The organism is Herbaspirillum lusitanum, from assembly GCF_026127345.1.
GTDB classification, from domain to species: Bacteria; Pseudomonadota; Gammaproteobacteria; order Burkholderiales; family Burkholderiaceae_D; genus Herbaspirillum; species Herbaspirillum lusitanum.
This window is the reverse complement of the sequence record NZ_QXFG01000014.1, coordinates 53,079-69,450: the sequence shown is the minus strand read 5'-3', so window position 1 is coordinate 69,450 and position 16,372 is coordinate 53,079. Positions and strand designations below refer to the sequence as shown.

Here is a 16,372-nt window from a genome sequence, read left to right as displayed (position 1 = left end):
GTCACAGGGCAAGAAACTGCCGGATGCTGGCGAGCGGCCGTCGCAGCATCCAATACACCAGCGGTACCCGATCGCCCACCAGCTTTGCAGTGCCTTTGAGGCCGATGCGCTGCGCGGTGGCACCGTCAATTTTGGCGCGCACCCGGTACGCGTAGGTGCCGTCGGGACGCGCGGTGGCGCGATGTCCCATGTAGCGCAGCGTGCCGGATAGCGGCGTCATCGGCGCCGCGGACAGATACAAATGCAGCGGCGCCTTGTCGGGCAAGGGAATGGCGTCGCCGATCGGCACCCAGGCTTCGATTTCGACATCGTTGGGCGCGGCAATTTGCATGATGCGCTCGCCGGTCTGGACCGGCCGGCCTATCCATTCGGAAGGATCGTCGAACAAGGCAATGCCGGCCTGCGGCGCTTGGACCCGCGAGCGTTGGGCCTGGCCTTCCAGAAATGCCGCCTGCGCCTGCTTTTCGGCGACCCGGCCGAGCAAGCCTGCCAGTTGCGCCTTGGCGCGCGGATCGTTGAGCACCAGCTGGGCCGCTTGCCGGTATTCGGCTTGCGCAGTCGCCAGCGCTTCGCGCGCGACGTCCAGCTTGCTCGCGACCGGCGCCTGATCGAAGGAAAACAAGGACTGGCCTGCCGTCACCGTCTGATTGGGGCGCACTGCAAACTCCGCGATCACGCCATCCAACGGCGCGCGGATGGTCGCCGGATTGGCCGCGACCAGTTCACCCGGCGCCAGCACACTCAGATGCACCGGGAACAGTAAGATGCCCAACACCGCGGCAGCGACCACCGCGCGGCGACGCCAGCGGGTCGAGCGCAGCGGCACGCGCCACCAGTTGCGCAGCGCTTGCGGCAAGTCGGCCGCCGACCAGCGTGCGGTCTCGGGCGAAGTGCGCCAGGCATGCTGCCAGATGTCCATCCATTCGGCCAGCAAGGCCAACTGCTCGGCGCCGAGCGCGCTGTCGCCCGCCAGCAGCAAACCGGCGCTGCTGGAAGCATCCACAGAGGCGGTTGCACCACGCACGCTCCGCAGCGGTACCCACGCAACGTATTGCGGCAGCCACTCGTCCCACGCCGCGGTCACGGTGGTCGGCAACTGCGCAGGATCGACATTCACCGGCGTCGCTGAACCGTGCTGCTCCGCCAGCGCGCGACACAGTTGTGTGAGCCATTGCACGTAGGGCGCATTCGATTCGACCGCGACCACGCCGGACAGGGTATGGATGCCGCCGACGCCAAACCACAACGCCGACTGGCGATACGGCGCCAGCGCACGGCTGTCGTTGACGGCCAGGAACGCCAACTCATTCACGCTGCCCGCCGCACGGGCGCGTTGCGCCAGTTCCAGCAAGCTCAGCAGTGGATTGAAGACCGGACCTGCGTTCATGCGCGCAATCTCGCCGCTCCGTGCTTGGACGATAACAGCGCCAGACGGTCGGCGCCCGCAGCATGCGCCGATCTGAGTTGTTCGCTCAGTCCAGCGCGACCAACGGGTTCGGACACGCCGCGTTCCAGCTGCGCCCGTTGTCCGCCGCGCCCGTCTTTGCTCACCACAATCTTGAATACCTGGACCGCAACGCGGCCCTGGGCGTCGCGCGCAGTGACCGAGAAACTCAGCGTGCCCTCGAAGCCAATAGGCGGCGTGCCTTCAAAACGCCTTTCCTTGGCGTCGAATTTGAGCCAGCCGGGCAAGGGCTTGCCGTCCGCCTGGACGGCGCTCAATTGCACGCTGCCGGCGTCGCCGCCGTAGGTGAAGGCGTCAGCCGCCACCTGATAGGAAATGCGTGCGCCGCTCGACGCACTGAGGTCGGGCAGCGGCGTGTTGCTGATCAGTACACGATCGTTGCCGATCAGATCCGCACGACCAGTCGCAACATCCACGATATCGGGCAGCGCTGCGGCATCAGGCAAGGATGCTCCCTGTCCCAATCCACTGCCCCAACCGCCCGGTGACATCGGCACAGAGGTGAGGACAGAGGCGGCCGTGATCGGGGGCACAGGCGGCGTATCACCCAAGCCTGTCGTTGACGGTAATTGTGGAAGTTGCGTCTGCGTGGGCAGTGGCGGCGGCAACTCAGGGGTCGTCGATGGCGGCAGCGCTTGCGCAATCGTCCCCACAGTAAGTTCATTGGCACTGGCGTCGCTGGCGACGTTTCCGGCGAGGTCGGTGACGGTGGCCGTGACCTGGTAGCGGCTGTTCAGCACCAGTCCCAGCGCACCGCTGGCAGGCACGGCGGTCGCCAGATCCAGGCTCCAGCTGCCGGCCACCGGCACGACGTCATAGGTGGCGCCGCCGACGGTGACCGTCAGGGTTTCGCCGGCGGCCAGTGTTGCGTGGCCGGTCAGTGTGGGGGTCAGGCTGCCGGTCTGCAGTGTGTCGACCGTCGGCACAGTCGCCACGGTATCGTAGACATAAGCCTGGCTGCTCACGGCGCCATCGTTGCCAGCGGCATCGGAGACCTTGACCAGCAGCGTGTCGCTGGCGGTAAGCGTCTGTCCGGCCAGCGACCAGGCACTGGTGCCCACCACGGCGGTGGCGGCGGCCCAGGTGGCGCCGTTGTCGAGCGAGACCTGGACGGTTTCGCCAGCCGCCAGGTTGGCCGACAGCGTGCCGCTGACGGTCTGCGCGGCGGTTTTGGTGATGAAGTCGCTGGCCGACGCGCCGCTGTCGGCCGAGAAGACGACGCTGGCGACAGAGGTGACGGGACCGGTGGTGTCGAGCACGTAAGCCCGGTTGGTGGCGGCGCCATTGTTGCCGGCGGCGTCGGTGACGCGCAGCTGCAAGGTGTCGCTGGAGGCCAATGTGACGCCGTTCCAAGTCAGCGTGGTGCCGCTGACTTTGCTGGTGACGTCGGTCCAGGTGGCGCCATTGTCGAGCGAACCGTATACCACATCGCCGGCGGCCGGTGCGCTGCTCAGCGTGGCGGTGATGGTTTGCGCCGCAGTGTTGGTGATCAGGTCGCCGGCGACGCCGCTGTCGGCCGACAGCGCGATGCCGCTGAAGCTGATTGTCGGCGCCGTGGTGTCGAGCACATAGGATTGGGTATAGGCGGTGCCCTGGTTGCCGGCGTCGTCGCTGACGCGCACCTTCAGCGTGCCGCTGCCGGTCAAGGTCACGCCGGCCAACGACCAGCCCTTGGTGCCGACGGTGGTGGCGGCGAGATTCCAACTGCCGCCGTTGTCGAGTGAGACATAGACGTGTTCGCCGGCCGTCAGGTTGGACGCCAGCGTGCCGCTGACGGTCTGGGCCGCGGTCTTGGTGATCAAATCGGTGCCGGAGGTGCCGGTGTCGGCCGAGAAGATGGCGGCGTCGACGACGTTGGTGGGCGCCGTGGTGTCGATGATGATGTCGCGGTTGGCGCCCAGCGAGCCGGCCGCGCCCGGCGTGAGCAGCGTCACCGAGGCGTTCTGGTGGGCGCCGCCGGCTTCAATGATGGTGGCGCCGTTCAGCGACAAGGCGCTGGTGCTGCTGACATCGAGGTCGGCGCTGTTCTGACCGGCGCCCACCACGTAGGTAAAGCTCAGCGTGGTGCCGCCCGAGCCGCCGGTGTAGGTGGCGCTGCCGCCGCCGTTGAGCGCCAGGGTCGGCGTGCCGCCGGTGGTGTCGACATTCACCGCGCTGCTGAAATCAACGGTGATGGTCACCGTCTGGCCAGTGCCGTAGGCGCCGTCCGAGGTGCTGGCGCTGACGTTGGTGATGCTCGGTTGCGAGCCGTCGACATTGACGCCGGTGGTGGCGCCGACCGCGTTGAGAGTGGTCACCGCGTTGTTGCCGGCGGTGTCCTTGATGCTGCCGCTGTTGAGCGAGAGCGCCCCGATCGTGATGCCGTCGGCGTCGGCGTCGCCATTGACCACGGTGTAGCGGAACAGCAGCGCGCCGGTGCCGGAACCCGACACGTACACCGCCTGACGGGTGGCGCCGCCAACCGTGATGGCGATGCTGGGCATGCCGCTGGTGGTGTCGACGGTGACCGCCTCGTTGAAGTTGACCGTCAGGTCCAGCGCACCGCCGGTGTAGTAAGTGCCGTTGGTCGGCACGCCGACCGTATTGACGACCGGCGCGGCGGTATCGACCGTGATGACCAGCGCGGCGGAGGCGGCCGAGGTGTTGCCGGCGGTATCGGAGGCGACCGCCGTGATCGTATGGCTGGCGTTGCTCAGCGCGCCCGAGGTGAAGCTCCAGTTGCCGGCGGCGACGGTGGCGGTGCCCAGCAGCGTGACGCCGTCATAAATGGTGACGGTGCTGCCGTTCTCGCCGGTGCCGGTGAAAGTGGGCGTGTTGTCGCTGGTGATGCCGTCGCTGTTCGAGGCGCCGCTGTCGCTGGCGCTGGCCAGCACCGGCGTACCCGGTGTGGCCGGGGCGCTGGTGTCGAGCACATAGGCCTGGCTGCGCACCGCGCTTGTATTGCCGGCGGCGTCGACCACCTTCAGTTGCAGCGTGTCGCTGCCGGTCAGCGTGACGCCGTTCCAGGCCAGCGTGGTGGTGGAGACCTTGCTGGTGATGTCGGTCCAGCTGTTGCCGTTGTCGAGCGAGCCCCACAGCACATCGCCGGCGCTCAACGCGCCGCTCAGCGTGGCGTTGATGGTCTGGCTCGCGACGTTGGTGATGAAGTCGCCGGCGGTGCCGCTGTCGGCCGACAGGGCCAGGCCGCTGAAGGTGGTGGTGGGCGCGGTGATGTCGTAGACATAGGCCTGGTTCTTGACGGTGCCGTCGTTGCCGGCGGTGTCGCTGACCTTGACCTTGAGCGTGCTGCTGGTGGTCAGCGTGCGGCCGCCCAGCGACCAGGTGCTGGTGCCCACCGTGGCGGTGGCGGCGGCCCAGCTGGCGCCGTTGTCAAGCGAGACCAGTACGGTTTCACCGGCCACCAGGTTGGCCGACAGCGTGCCGCTGACGGTCTGCGAAGCCATGTTGGTGATGAAGTCGCCGGCGGTGCCGCTGTCGTTGGAGAAAGCGACGCTGGCGATGGTGGTGGTGGGGGCGGTGGTGTCGAGCGTATAGGCCTGGAGGCTGACGCCGCTGTCGTTGCCGGCGGCGTCGGTCACCTTGAAGCGCAGCGTCTGGTTGGTGGCGTCCAGCGTGGCGCCGGTCCAGGTCAGCGTGGTGCCGCTGACCTTGCTGGTGACGTCGGTCCAGGTGTTGCCGTTGTCGGTCGACCCCCATACCAGGTCGGTGCCGGCCGGCGCGCCGCTCAGCGTGGCGCCGATAGTCTGGCTGGCGGTCTTGGTGATCAGGTCGGCGGGGGTGCCGGTGTCGGCCGACAGCGAGTAGCCGCTGAAACTGGTGGTGGGCGCCGTGGTGTCGAGCGTGTAGGTGTGCGAGTAGGCGGTGCTGGTGGTGCTGCCGTTGGTGACGCGGGCAATAAAGGTGCTGCTGCCGGCAAGCGTGGTGGTGGTGCTCCAGGTGTTGCTGCCGACCGTGTAGGAGGTGGCGTCGCTCCAGGTGCTGCCGTTGTTATACGATACCTCGACCTTCTCGCCGCTGCCGAGGCTGGCCGACAGTGTGCCGCTGATGGTCTGCGCCGCCGTGTTGGTGATGAAGTCGCTGCTGGTGCCGGCGGCACCGCTGCCGCTGTCGGTGCTCAGGCTGGCGCCGTTGACTTTGGCCGTCGGCGGCAGCAGCTTGACGTCGGTGATGTCAAAGTTCTGGAACAAGCCGAACTCGCTGGAGCTGAACACAACCTGCTTGACGTCATTGATCGGCTTGCTCAGGCCTGCATTGGATAACGTTTGCCAGGCGCTGGCCAGCGAGTTGACCGTCAGGGTGTCCGTCGTACCGTCGGCATACGTAAAGTCTATCTTCAGGCTGTGGGACTCGACGCCGACATCAAATGAACTGAGGTCAAACGAGTAGCCGGCTGCGGCGGTAATGGTCAGCTTGACCTCGTTGACGGGGCCGTCATAGGCGTACACGCCGTCTGAACCATAAGAGCTATCTACGCCCAGGCCGCCGGCGGCGCCACCGCCTGAAAAGGTGATATTTTGGCCGTTGACCTGTTTTACGATAGTGGTCGAGGTGTAGTCGGCATCGGCGCCGGTGAGGCTGATCAGGGTGAGTACATCCTGATAGCCGGAAATGTCCAGGGTTTTGGTGTCGATCTTGCCTTCATGCACCTCCAGCGTCCAGTTGCCGCCTTTGGCCGCCGCGCCGGTCGCATCGCGGGACGCGGCAACATCGGCGCCGGTGGCGCGCGCCAGGTCGGCCAGCAGCGCGTTATGGTCGCCGGCGGCGACGTCGCAGCCGTACAGCATCAAGTCGCCGTCGGCGCTCAGCGCTTGTCCCAGTTGCGCCAGTTCCGCTTGCACGGTGGTCGACGACAGCGACGCGTCGGTCAGGCGCGCGGTGCCGAGGTTGACGGTGCCCTGCGAGCCGTGCGACAAAATATGGATCGCGTCCAGCCCGCTTTGCGTCGCCGCCCATTGCGCAATCTGCGCCAGGCCGTCCTTGCTGCCGTCGAACTCGACGATGCCGACGCCGTCGCGCACACCGGCTTCCAGGGTCTTGTAATTGGCCACGGAGGTATCGACCAGCACCACTTCCTTCTTGCCCTCATCCTTGGCCGGATCGGCGGCGCGCACGGTCACTGCCGGCGGTACCGGTGGCGGCGGCGCATCGTGCGCTTGGGCAGCGTGCGCCGCATCGGCGACGGCGCCGTCGAACATGAAGCGCTGCTCCAGCGACAGCAACTGCGACGCATGACGCAAGGGGCGACGGGTGGCGGCGGTGCCGGCGGCGCGACGCAGGGAAGAGATCACTGATTCCATGGCTTGCTCCTGAAAGAGGCGCATTGAAACTACTGAAAACGACGACTGAAAACCTAGACAATCAGCGCTGCGGCGGCGCCATCAGTACCTTGCCGCTCATGCCCGCGATCAGCTCGCTGAAGCGACCATCGATCACCGCCGTCAGTTTGACCGACTGGCTGACCGGATCGACGCGCGCGCCGATGCGCTGCACTTTGGCCGGATAGGTCTTGCCGGTCTCATCGATGTTGACCTGGAACACGGCGCCGTTGCGCAGCCATGCCAGCCAGCGCGACGGCACGATGAATTCCAGTTCCAGCTGGCTGTCGTCGATGATCTCCAGCAACGCTTGCCCGGCTTGCACGTACTGCTGTTCGCGCACCTTCTGTTCGGCGATGCGTCCCGCAAACGGCGCCGCGATCTGGCATTTTCCGATCAGCGTGCGGTTGGCGTTGACTTCGGCCTGCGCCTTGAGCATCTCGGCTTTGGAGATGTCGAGTTCCATTTTCCCGACCGAGTTGAGCTCGGCCAGTTTTTGATTGCCGTGCCACGCGGTATCGGCCGCCATCAGCGCGGCATTAGCCTTGGCAAGTTGCGCCTGCTGAAGCATGCAGTCGAACTGCACAAGTAGCTGCCCCTGTTTGAAGGCCGCGCCTTCGGTCAGCGGCAGGCGATTGATCTTGGCACCGACTTCCGCAGCCAAGGTGGTGTAACGGCGTGGAGACAACTGCGCGCGGATTTCCCGATTTTCCAGCGCGGTGCCGGTGGCGGCCTGCGGCGCAGCAGCAAACGCGGAGACCGAACATGCCGCCACGCAGGCCAACAGGCAGAGGGCACGCGGACTGGCTGAAGCCCGCATCATGGACGGCTTCCGGATTCAGGCAAGACGCCCTGATCCCAGGTTTGCAAGGACTTACCGATGGCGGCGGTCAGGGTGCTTAGGGGCATGTCGGCAGTCGCCTCTACGGTGGGTTCCATCCCCAGCGTGGCTTGCAGGCGAGATGCTGCCGCCTGCGCATTGGACAAGGCCTGGTAGCGGCGCAACTGCGACAGCACTGCGGTGCTTTGCTGCGAGATTCTGTCCAGCGCCGACTGCTTTTGCGCGCTGGCCTGATTCGCGACATGTTGCGCAAGACGCACGTCGACCTGGGCGATGGCGTCCGATCGTTCATACTGGCGCGCGGTGTTGGCATATTGCAGCCGCGCGATGTGCAGCTGGCTTAACACCGCCATCTGTATCGCCATGCGACGCCGATCGGCCAGCGCCACGCCGGCATCGGCCAGGCGCATCTGCGCCGGCGCCGACAGCAGCCCCAGCAGATTGAACGAGATCTGCGCGCCGGCCTCGGTCCAGTTCTGATGGATCAGGTAGTCGTCGTCGCTGCGCTTGTAGCCGTAGTTGAACGACAAGCCGGGGAAGAACTTGAGCAGCGTGCGCCGGGTTTCCTTTTGCGCGATGCGGGCGTTGTAGATCCCCTCGCGCAAATCGGGATTGCGCAGCAAGGCCACTTCTTCCATCTTGTCCATCGGTTGGCTCAGCCAGGCGGTGTTGATGTCCGTGGTTTCTTCCACCACGGTGTAGTCGGTGGCCAGCGGCAATGCGGTCAAGGTGGCGAGTTCAATACGCGCCGTCGACAGTTCCTGCTCGATGGTTTCCAGCAGACGCAGGTTTTCCAGCAACTGGCGCTGGTAGCGCAGCGGCTCCAGCGGCGAACGAATGCGGTCGTCTTCGGCTTTGCGCGCGTCCTTGAGCGCCTGCTCCGATTCGGTGATGGTGGCGCGCAAGGCCGGCATCAGTTTTTGTGCAGCGACCACGCGCCAATAGGCGGTGCGAACATCGAGGATCAGATTGTGCAGCGCCTTGCGCCGGCGCTCGCCGGCAATCAGCACGCGGTCGGCGTTCTGGCGGGCGGCGTAATAACTCTGGCCGAAGTCGAGCAGGCTCCAGGAAATCCCGACTTCGCTGGTGATCGCCGTGCGGCTGGAAGAAATATAGGGATTGGCCAGGGACGGACGGCCGGTGACGGAATCGGTGCTGCGGGTAATCAGATCATTGTTGCGGTTGCGGTAACCGGCCGAGGCGATCAGCTTGGGCAGCATGTCGAACTGGCCGGCTTCGAAGCTACCCATGGCGACTGCTTCCTCCATCGCCCGATAGCGACGATCAGCATTGTATTTGAGGGCGCGGGCAATCGCTTCGTTCAAGGTCAGCGGACCGGTCAGCGGCTCGACGTCGCGCGTCAGCACAGCCTTGTCCTCGGTCAACGTGGCCTGGATTTCCGCCGTCGACAGTCGCGCCGACTCGACATCGAACGTTGAACAACCGCTGAGGATCACCACGCTGATGGCGCCGGCTATTGTCGTTTTTAACAAAGACGCGCGATTGAATCTTGCGACGAAAACAGAGCGTCCACATACATGCTGCATACCATCTCCCAGTTTGGCATCATCAACAAACCATGTGCTGCTTGTGCCGATTTTTTGAATTTTACTGATCATCGCCCGCAGGTAATTTGCGGGGAAAACGCGAGGAGTATATGAATTTCAACCGTGTTTGTCTGTACTACAAACGTAGTACAGACGGAGGTCGTGTTTAAGAAAATGCAGAGTGAATTTCCCCTGTCGCCCGCTCCCCATACCGCTTATCGCCGCGATCCGTTCGACGCGCATTATCGCAGGAGGAACGGGCCGTAGTTGACCGCATGTCTCACTTTTTTAAAAAAAAAAATGAGTCATGTTTTTTTGACATCGCGAATCAGGCAATGATTAACAAATCGTCATCATGCAGTCATCGCACGGACATGGAGAGGAAAGCGATGCCGGTATAGATCGTTGACCTGCATTAGTCAGCCATACTGGAAAGGCCGCTTTTGGCCGATTGCGGGCTTTCTTTTTCCGTTAGCTTGAGAGCCCAATCACTCAGTCTTGACCACGTTGGGAGTCTTTCACGCAGAACAAACGATGATGTTGTTTTGTTTCGAAATAGATCCAGTCGTTCTATTGAGCTCCATCGACATGCGCCCTCAAGAGAATAAATTATTCGTTCATCAAAAACAAATCATCGGATTTTTATTTCACATACTAAGTAGTATTAGAATTTATTTTCCAAATGTTGTGCCTCATGCATAAAGTTAGTGCTATTTCTGACGTTGAACTGACAGCTGTCTTTTGCAACTAGCCCCCTTATCGCTCGCAAATCTTCGATCAGAGATGGCGGAATTGCTCAATAGTTGGAGACTTGATGTCTATTCAAATTGCCTCAAAAAATACTGAATCTACGGCCACTATTAAGGTGACTGGCGATAAGAAAGCTTCGAGCAGTCTTGCTGCGGGTCAAAATACATCCGAGACTGTAGCGGTTCAATCGGCTAAGGTAACCCTCTCCAGTCAAGGTATCGAGCTGGCTACGTCTGCCGCCAATGAGGGAGTTGAGCTTTCAAAATCAGTTGACGAAACAGCCGCCAAGCAAAAGTCGGCCGGAGTTTTACCTCCACCTGACATGGCGGCATTTGAGGCCGATGCAGCGCTACCGCGAGGAGAACTGTATGCCAAGTATGAGAAAGCAGTAGCAAGTTTGACTTTCCACAACCAAGCGGAGTTGGATCGTGCGAATGCGGAAGTGCCAAAGAGTGATGATTCTGCGCGGCTTGCGCAAGCGAAGCAAGCGACCGCTTATGTCATTGGCAAGGGGCCCAGCCCGTTTCCCGCCCTATCTCATAACGAGCTTGCGGCCATTTACTATGATTACTCTGGCCGCTACACGTCAAATGAGCGCCTTGCGGCGGCAGGTCAAATGAATGAAATGGACAAGAAGTTTTGGGACCCACTCAGTGTTAGGGCCGCCCAAACTGGAGATTGGCGTGCTGTGATGGAGGCAGGGTTGGCAGTATATGATGCCGCGCTTCCTATTGAGCAAATGAAATATCCGGCTAACTTTAAACAGTTGGCGCAGGAGCAGTTAGATGCGGATAACAATAAAGCGCGGCATCCAATAGATGAAAAGAAAAAGGAAACGCTTCTGGAAATGCTTAACGCTCTATATCACAAGCAAGGCCAGACTAAGAACGAAGGGAAAGTGCCAGGGACAGAACAGACCAAAAATTGGTCCGAGAAGCTCGCCGAACTAGCGAATGCACAATAAAACCAATACCAGAGTGGATCATCACAGAATTAGAAGAAATAGCCGATGCTTGAGCGAGTTGTAAGGAGAAAGTCTGCTCCTGGCCGATTGCGGACGCTCCGCATAAAGACTTTCCTGCTGTGCGTTTTCACTGCTAAATTAAGCGGCGATAGAAAAAGTCAGTTTCTGCTAAGAGATGAAAGATCTTGCAAAAACAGACTTTATCGCTTCAGAATTTTGGCCGCAACTCGAAATTCACGAGAGGAAAATGTAATGACTCTAAAAGAGAATCTGTTAAGTTTTTCCGGTTCGCTTTCCATCGCTACAACTGATGCTCCAGATGACTATCCCGAATGGCGATACATAACATATGAGATGCATATGGCAGACCTAAAAGAACTTTGGTCAAAAATTCGACCTGAACTTACAAAGGATGCGCACAGAATCGATTTTATAGATAAAAAATTACAGGAAGCATTTGCTGCTTTTGATGCTGGAGAAAAAAAGAAAGGGCGCGATGCAGTTTGGGAACTTTATAACTTGAAAATAGAAAATTTTCATTGATAGTCTGCATGCCAGAAACATCTCGAACGAGCCAAGATTTCACTTGGTCTGTTGTCTGCTTCTGGCCCATACTGCTATTTAAGGAGCGCGACTATCAAGCGACGACACTCGTTTTGCCAAGGATTCTGATTGAGATAAATGCTTAAAAAGAATGTGCACACAGGCTGCAACATCGTCAGTTCTGAGGAGCGTCATGTTATCTTCGTGCGTCAATTCGTTCTTCAAAGACGACGGTGATAATTCCGATGCTAGCTTACGAGAAAAGCCCCCAAAGCCACCGATTAAAAAACGTGGAATTCCTTTTTTTCTGGCAAGTTCCATTTCTTCGCCAACACCGGCAATTTTTCCATCATCGCTATGCAGCTTCCCTCCAACAGCAACCATAATGTTCTGATAACCGATCAAAACCTCGCGCATCGTAGATAAGCTTCTATTCCGAGTGTCTATGTCGTCGACGGCCCCGCTACCAATCTGCTTTGTGACAACGAATTCCGCAACATCGGTCATAGATTTTTCTTCATTTTCATTCAGATTTTTCGCCCATAATTCAGACATCACCAATATCACGGGCTTTCTTTTTCGGTCTCCAGCGTGCAATCTAGCCTGGCGTAAAATGATAGGAGTGAATGTTGGATGGCAGCCATGAACTATTCGCCCTCCATATTTGAAGACGAGACCACTTAAAAGAGCTACGAACTCCAAAATCCCTCTATCCATGGCAGCCTCTGTCCATTCTTTGCGATCGGGAATTGCGCCACTGATGCCAATAACGTATTGCTCCAACGAGACGTTAAGTCGATGTAAGCTCATGTAATCCCCACAGTGGTGAAGCCAGAAGATATGAGCGTCGACAGCTCTTGGTGATGCAAAACAATCATATCTGCATCATAGAATTCATCAAGCTGACGCGCGGACAAAAGTTCGCCGTCATATATGAACAACGAGTAGTTTTTTCGTCCAGTTACGTTGAGAAAATTAATGAATCTTTTTAGTGCGGGAGTGTATATCTGGTCAAAAATCGAACAGTGACTAAGTACAGTAGTGGTGATACGACGCTCCCCTTGTCTGGCTGACGAGAACATCATCAACTCCTGATCGAGGACGTTCCACTTAAAGCCATTTGTTTCAAATTCATTCTTGACGAGAAAAGGGACTCGACATTTTCGTCGGAATATTTCGCAAAGATAGATTTCAATCTGAATAGCGATCTCATTGAGCTCACCATCGCTCAGAGGATCTTTAACAGGAGGCTCGACAAAGGGCAGCCGAATATCTCGTTGTAGCTCGACTAAGGACCGGAAACGCGACCCTTTCTTTGTTTCCGCAGCACGCCGAAAACACACTGGCAATATTGGAATTAACATGGAATCGGCTGTGTCGACCTCGTGTTGAATCCACTCTGAGTCAGGTGCAGAAGGAGTGTCGATAAGCAAAACCAAACTCGCATTGCGCAAATTGACATCGATTTCTTTTTGAACGGGAGTGCCGGGAAGAATGGCCGTGTCCCCATCTACATCCTTCGCCTCATCTAGCCATGGGCGGTAACCTCGCGCTGTTAAATAGGCGTCTAGCTGATTAGCGATATATGTACCATCTGTCGCGCGATAAGAGATGAATATCTTGCTATCGCGTCCTTGTAAGCGCAGCCCCAACATTGCGCCGACTCGATGGACAAGCTTTCCATCGGCCCCTGGCGCATCGACATCGTAGGGTAATGCCTTAATAGCTGCTGCAGCTTCAGGTGGCTTTCGAAAAGCAATATTGGCAGCAACCGGAAGCAATAAGCTCGTATCCGGCCTCTTTTGAATATAGTCTTGAATGAACTTATTTCCGGCGTCAGGAAACGCAGGGCTGTCATATAGAACGACCAAAATGTCATCCCACTCAACATCGCCCGGCCACGCAGTAGCAGTCACTGCTGAGACTAAGACAGTTTGTACATGACCTTGAAACGCCGCCATGAAATCAGTTTCGGCGGCTTGCGCAATTGCTTTGCAATTTTCATCGTACAGGATAACTATCATTTTTTTATATCCGTTTAGTAGTGATGGCGATTTAAGAAAACCGCATCTCGTTACGGCACACACTAACCGCTGCCGAGAATATTGATGCCCTCAGTTACAGTGAATGATTTGAGGCAGATCGAGATACCTCTACATCTATCCCAATTTATGGAATTTGCTTAGTAATGCTGTATGAATCGATGTCATCGCGAATGGCCAGCGCAAGATCAATGTATTTATTCGGATCCGCCGTAAAGTCACTCCATTTAACAGAGTGAATGTATGACGAATTACCGGAATAAACTTTCGAACCACCGGCGTGATTGTTGCAGTCGACATAGTTCGGTGCTTTAACGTTGAACATATTTAAAGCCAGAATCTTAAATAAGAAATTTGTATCCAGACTACGACATTTACAGGCCTTGCAAGACTCATCTTCTATGAAGAAGTCATAATCACCGTGCTCGTCGGGTAAGGTAACAACGAGAATCCCATTCGGCTTAGCCGTTCTACCATCACGCGTTTTTTCTCTAAGGGAATACGATATTTCCCACGGCATCCATTGATCTGCCTCGCTGTCGAAGATGCTCTTCATCCCTCTCGAGACAAGCACAATTGTCAGGCTGCTGTCGTAAATCTTTTCGCGTAAGCTAGACTCAATAGTCGAGTCCTTAAAGGCGCTCAGGTCTGTCCCGTCTTGTTCACCTTTGTTAATGTGGTCTTCTTCGTCCAGAATTTCTTGAAGCTTGTCTACATAGTGACGTGCCGTCGTCGTTCCAACATATCTCAACGATTCAACACGTTCATCTCCATATTTATAAGAGATGAAGATCTTTCTCCCCATTTCACACTCCCATGCACTTCTATCTTGTATTTCTTATTTGAGTAAGCCGCTCTTCATTTTTATTACATTATTTTTGACTTCGAATCCGGCTTACACATTAGCCGAAATCTACAAATCGCGTATCGACTTTAAGTCTTCAAATTTAAAAATAATGGCCGCACTACATTCGTCACGGTAGGATGAATTGGGTGACCATTTTCCTGGAGTAAAGTGGGTTTATTAAGGAATAAAACTTTGCCTTCGAAGACTGTCTAGCATGTCGATAAGCGTCGCTTCCGTGTTCATCGGTTCAGTAAAACCCGCACGCCTAATTTTCCCCATATCCGATAGCAAGTCTTGATCAATATTAAAGACGAAGTCGCCGAAACCAAATCCCTCCACTTACCATTAATGTCGAAGGTTTAAAACGCCACGCGCCTCTCGCTCTCTTCATTCCAGATCCAAGCTTGTCAGAAGAAGATAGAAAACTAAGAATCTGGCTGCTGCACACAATAACAACTGCTGCAAGACACTATACTGAGGCCAGGAAGCTTGTTGGATTGCAGAACTCCACCGATCAATTACGGGATGGTGGGATTGTTCTTCATATTTTAGATGTGTATGAGCAAATAGAAGGATCCGTGATGGCAATTCATCGTGCGTGTATGGCGATACGCCGCCTGCGCGAGAGACAGTTAGAAGCAGCGGAATTTATTGCGGTTCATGAGGCATCATTAGGAAGTCTCATCGCCATACGCAACCAGTACGAACATATGCATACACAAATAGTTGCCAGTCAAACGGGCACTGGACCTATATCCATGACATTTGGCGATTCTGGAAAGAGAATAAAAAATTCCGAAATCTGTCGCTGGATACGGCCTCATTGCATGGACTTATCGAAGGAGCATATAGGTTTATTGAAAAGATGTATCTGAAGTTCAGCCCCAACTCAACTCCCGAAGCTGTCGGCCCGGCAAAACTGTCGGCCACTGCGGTATCCACTGTTATTAATGGGGTTCCGCCCCAAGAAAAATAGAAAAACAATGGTGCTTAAATTTCCGCTCAAACTGCTCGGAAAAGCTTCCGCGTATAGGATCCATCTGTTGCTAGTCCCGGCAACAGACCATGCATACGGAGCCGAAGTGTGACTGCAAATCTCATTCCCCGCCATGAAGCATGGAGGCAAGCCTACCGTGCTAGCAGATATTGCCAACATCTTAATCAGCAAGAATTAAATCAACGCGTTAGAGATGTGTTTCTTAATATGCTTCGCCTCACGCCGGAGGCAAAGATCGGACTTCCTCCTATAACTCCAGCGGATGTTATTTGGATAGAGCTGTGGACCCACGTGCTCGAAGAAATGAAACTTCGGCATGGCCCTTATCCTAATGGCTTCACCCGAGAGATCTTGCATTCTGAGCCTTTTCCCGATTTTGTTGGTGAATTGGGAAGAAAGTCTGCCAGTGTGTTGGCAAAACGAAATCTAAGATCCGGAGATGTTCTAATAAAATTTGGAAAAGCGGAACACATGCGGGCGCTCTACGAGCGGGGCGCCATGAGAGTTCAGCCGGCAAGCTACTACGCTGCCCCCAGCCATAATGGCGCAGTCCGCGACGATGAACAGACGCTGCCATTGTCGCTCTACCTGACCCGTGCAGAGCTCATGAAAGTGGTGCGTAATCCGCAAGACGTACCTGACGATGTCGGGGGACAACGGTTAGACATCGTGCACAAGTCTCAGACAGACTATTGGCTCTATTGCGTTACTACTGCAGTCGAGCCCCGCCTTTTTGTTGATTTTCATGCTGACGCATGCGTGATCATTAAAGACCGAGCGAAATTCGAACAGCTCATCACATCACATAGCGCTAGAAATTTCCCGGCAACTACTTGTTTTCACGGTGATGTGACGTACGTTGATCCACTATCTCCAACATCCGTAATCATTGACGTCCCTATGAGCAAACATTTTCGTTATGGGTACCAAAAAGAGTACCGTTTCATTTGGCGCCCAGCTGGCCCTGCCAATAACTTATCGTATATCGATCTTGAGGTTGGCAGTTTGGAAGGAATCGCAGAGATTGTCGTTGTATAGTGCGATGGTCAGCAGCCAGCTAC

Annotated in this window: 11 protein-coding genes; 4 read left to right on the top strand and 7 right to left on the bottom strand. The window is 56.9% G+C overall.

The features are described 5' to 3' along the window. Position 1: 1 nt before the first annotated feature. The 4 genes from DXT88_RS19795 to DXT88_RS19780 form a co-directional block, all read right to left on the bottom strand. Positions 2-1,387 carry an efflux RND transporter periplasmic adaptor subunit gene (locus tag DXT88_RS19795; RefSeq protein ID WP_265215715.1) on the bottom strand — a complete coding sequence of 462 codons (1,386 nt, stop codon included), beginning with the start codon at positions 1,385-1,387 and terminating at the stop codon, positions 2-4. Then, positions 1,384-6,762, bottom strand: coding sequence for a DUF4347 domain-containing protein (locus DXT88_RS19790; RefSeq protein WP_265215714.1), 5,379 nt, complete (start codon positions 6,760-6,762; stop codon positions 1,384-1,386). The genes DXT88_RS19795 and DXT88_RS19790 overlap by 4 nt, the downstream gene beginning before the upstream one ends. Positions 6,763-6,823: 61 nt before the next feature. Beyond that, positions 6,824-7,603: an efflux RND transporter periplasmic adaptor subunit gene (locus DXT88_RS19785; RefSeq protein ID WP_265215713.1), complete on the bottom strand. Its 780-nt coding sequence runs from the start codon at positions 7,601-7,603 to the stop codon at positions 6,824-6,826. Continuing rightward, a complete protein-coding gene (locus DXT88_RS19780; RefSeq protein ID WP_238534027.1) occupies positions 7,600-9,114 on the bottom strand; it encodes a TolC family protein in 1,515 nt (504 codons plus the stop codon). The genes DXT88_RS19785 and DXT88_RS19780 overlap by 4 nt, the downstream gene beginning before the upstream one ends. An 868-nt stretch (positions 9,115-9,982) precedes the next feature. Here DXT88_RS19780 and DXT88_RS19775 point away from each other — a divergent pair. Beyond that, positions 9,983-10,882, top strand: coding sequence for a hypothetical protein (locus DXT88_RS19775; RefSeq protein ID WP_016835172.1), 900 nt, complete (start codon positions 9,983-9,985; stop codon positions 10,880-10,882). Between the two features lie 252 nt (positions 10,883-11,134). Then, complete coding sequence (locus tag DXT88_RS19770; RefSeq protein WP_265215712.1) at positions 11,135-11,425, top strand: hypothetical protein; 291 nt, start codon at positions 11,135-11,137, stop codon at positions 11,423-11,425. 78 nt (positions 11,426-11,503) lie between these two features. On the opposite strand, the gene DXT88_RS19765 is transcribed toward DXT88_RS19770, so the two are convergent. The 3 genes from DXT88_RS19765 to DXT88_RS19755 form a co-directional block, all read right to left on the bottom strand. Continuing rightward, a complete protein-coding gene (locus DXT88_RS19765) occupies positions 11,504-12,235 on the bottom strand; it encodes a hypothetical protein (RefSeq protein WP_265215711.1) in 732 nt (243 codons plus the stop codon). Then, complete coding sequence (locus DXT88_RS19760) at positions 12,232-13,449, bottom strand: toll/interleukin-1 receptor domain-containing protein (protein WP_265215710.1); 1,218 nt, start codon at positions 13,447-13,449, stop codon at positions 12,232-12,234. The genes DXT88_RS19765 and DXT88_RS19760 overlap by 4 nt, the downstream gene beginning before the upstream one ends. A gap of 145 nt (positions 13,450-13,594) precedes the next feature. Then, complete coding sequence (locus DXT88_RS19755; RefSeq protein WP_265215709.1) at positions 13,595-14,272, bottom strand: TIR domain-containing protein; 678 nt, start codon at positions 14,270-14,272, stop codon at positions 13,595-13,597. A 446-nt stretch (positions 14,273-14,718) separates the two neighbouring features. Here DXT88_RS19755 and DXT88_RS19750 point away from each other — a divergent pair, with 446 nt between their 5' ends. Both DXT88_RS19750 and DXT88_RS19745 read left to right on the top strand, forming a co-directional pair. Next, entirely contained in the window at positions 14,719-15,189 is a 471-nt protein-coding gene (locus DXT88_RS19750) for a hypothetical protein (RefSeq protein WP_265215708.1), read from the top strand. Positions 15,190-15,398: 209 nt separating this feature from the next. Then, positions 15,399-16,349 carry a hypothetical protein gene (locus DXT88_RS19745; protein ID WP_265215707.1) on the top strand — a complete coding sequence of 317 codons (951 nt, stop codon included), beginning with the start codon at positions 15,399-15,401 and terminating at the stop codon, positions 16,347-16,349. Positions 16,350-16,372 lie beyond the last annotated feature (23 nt).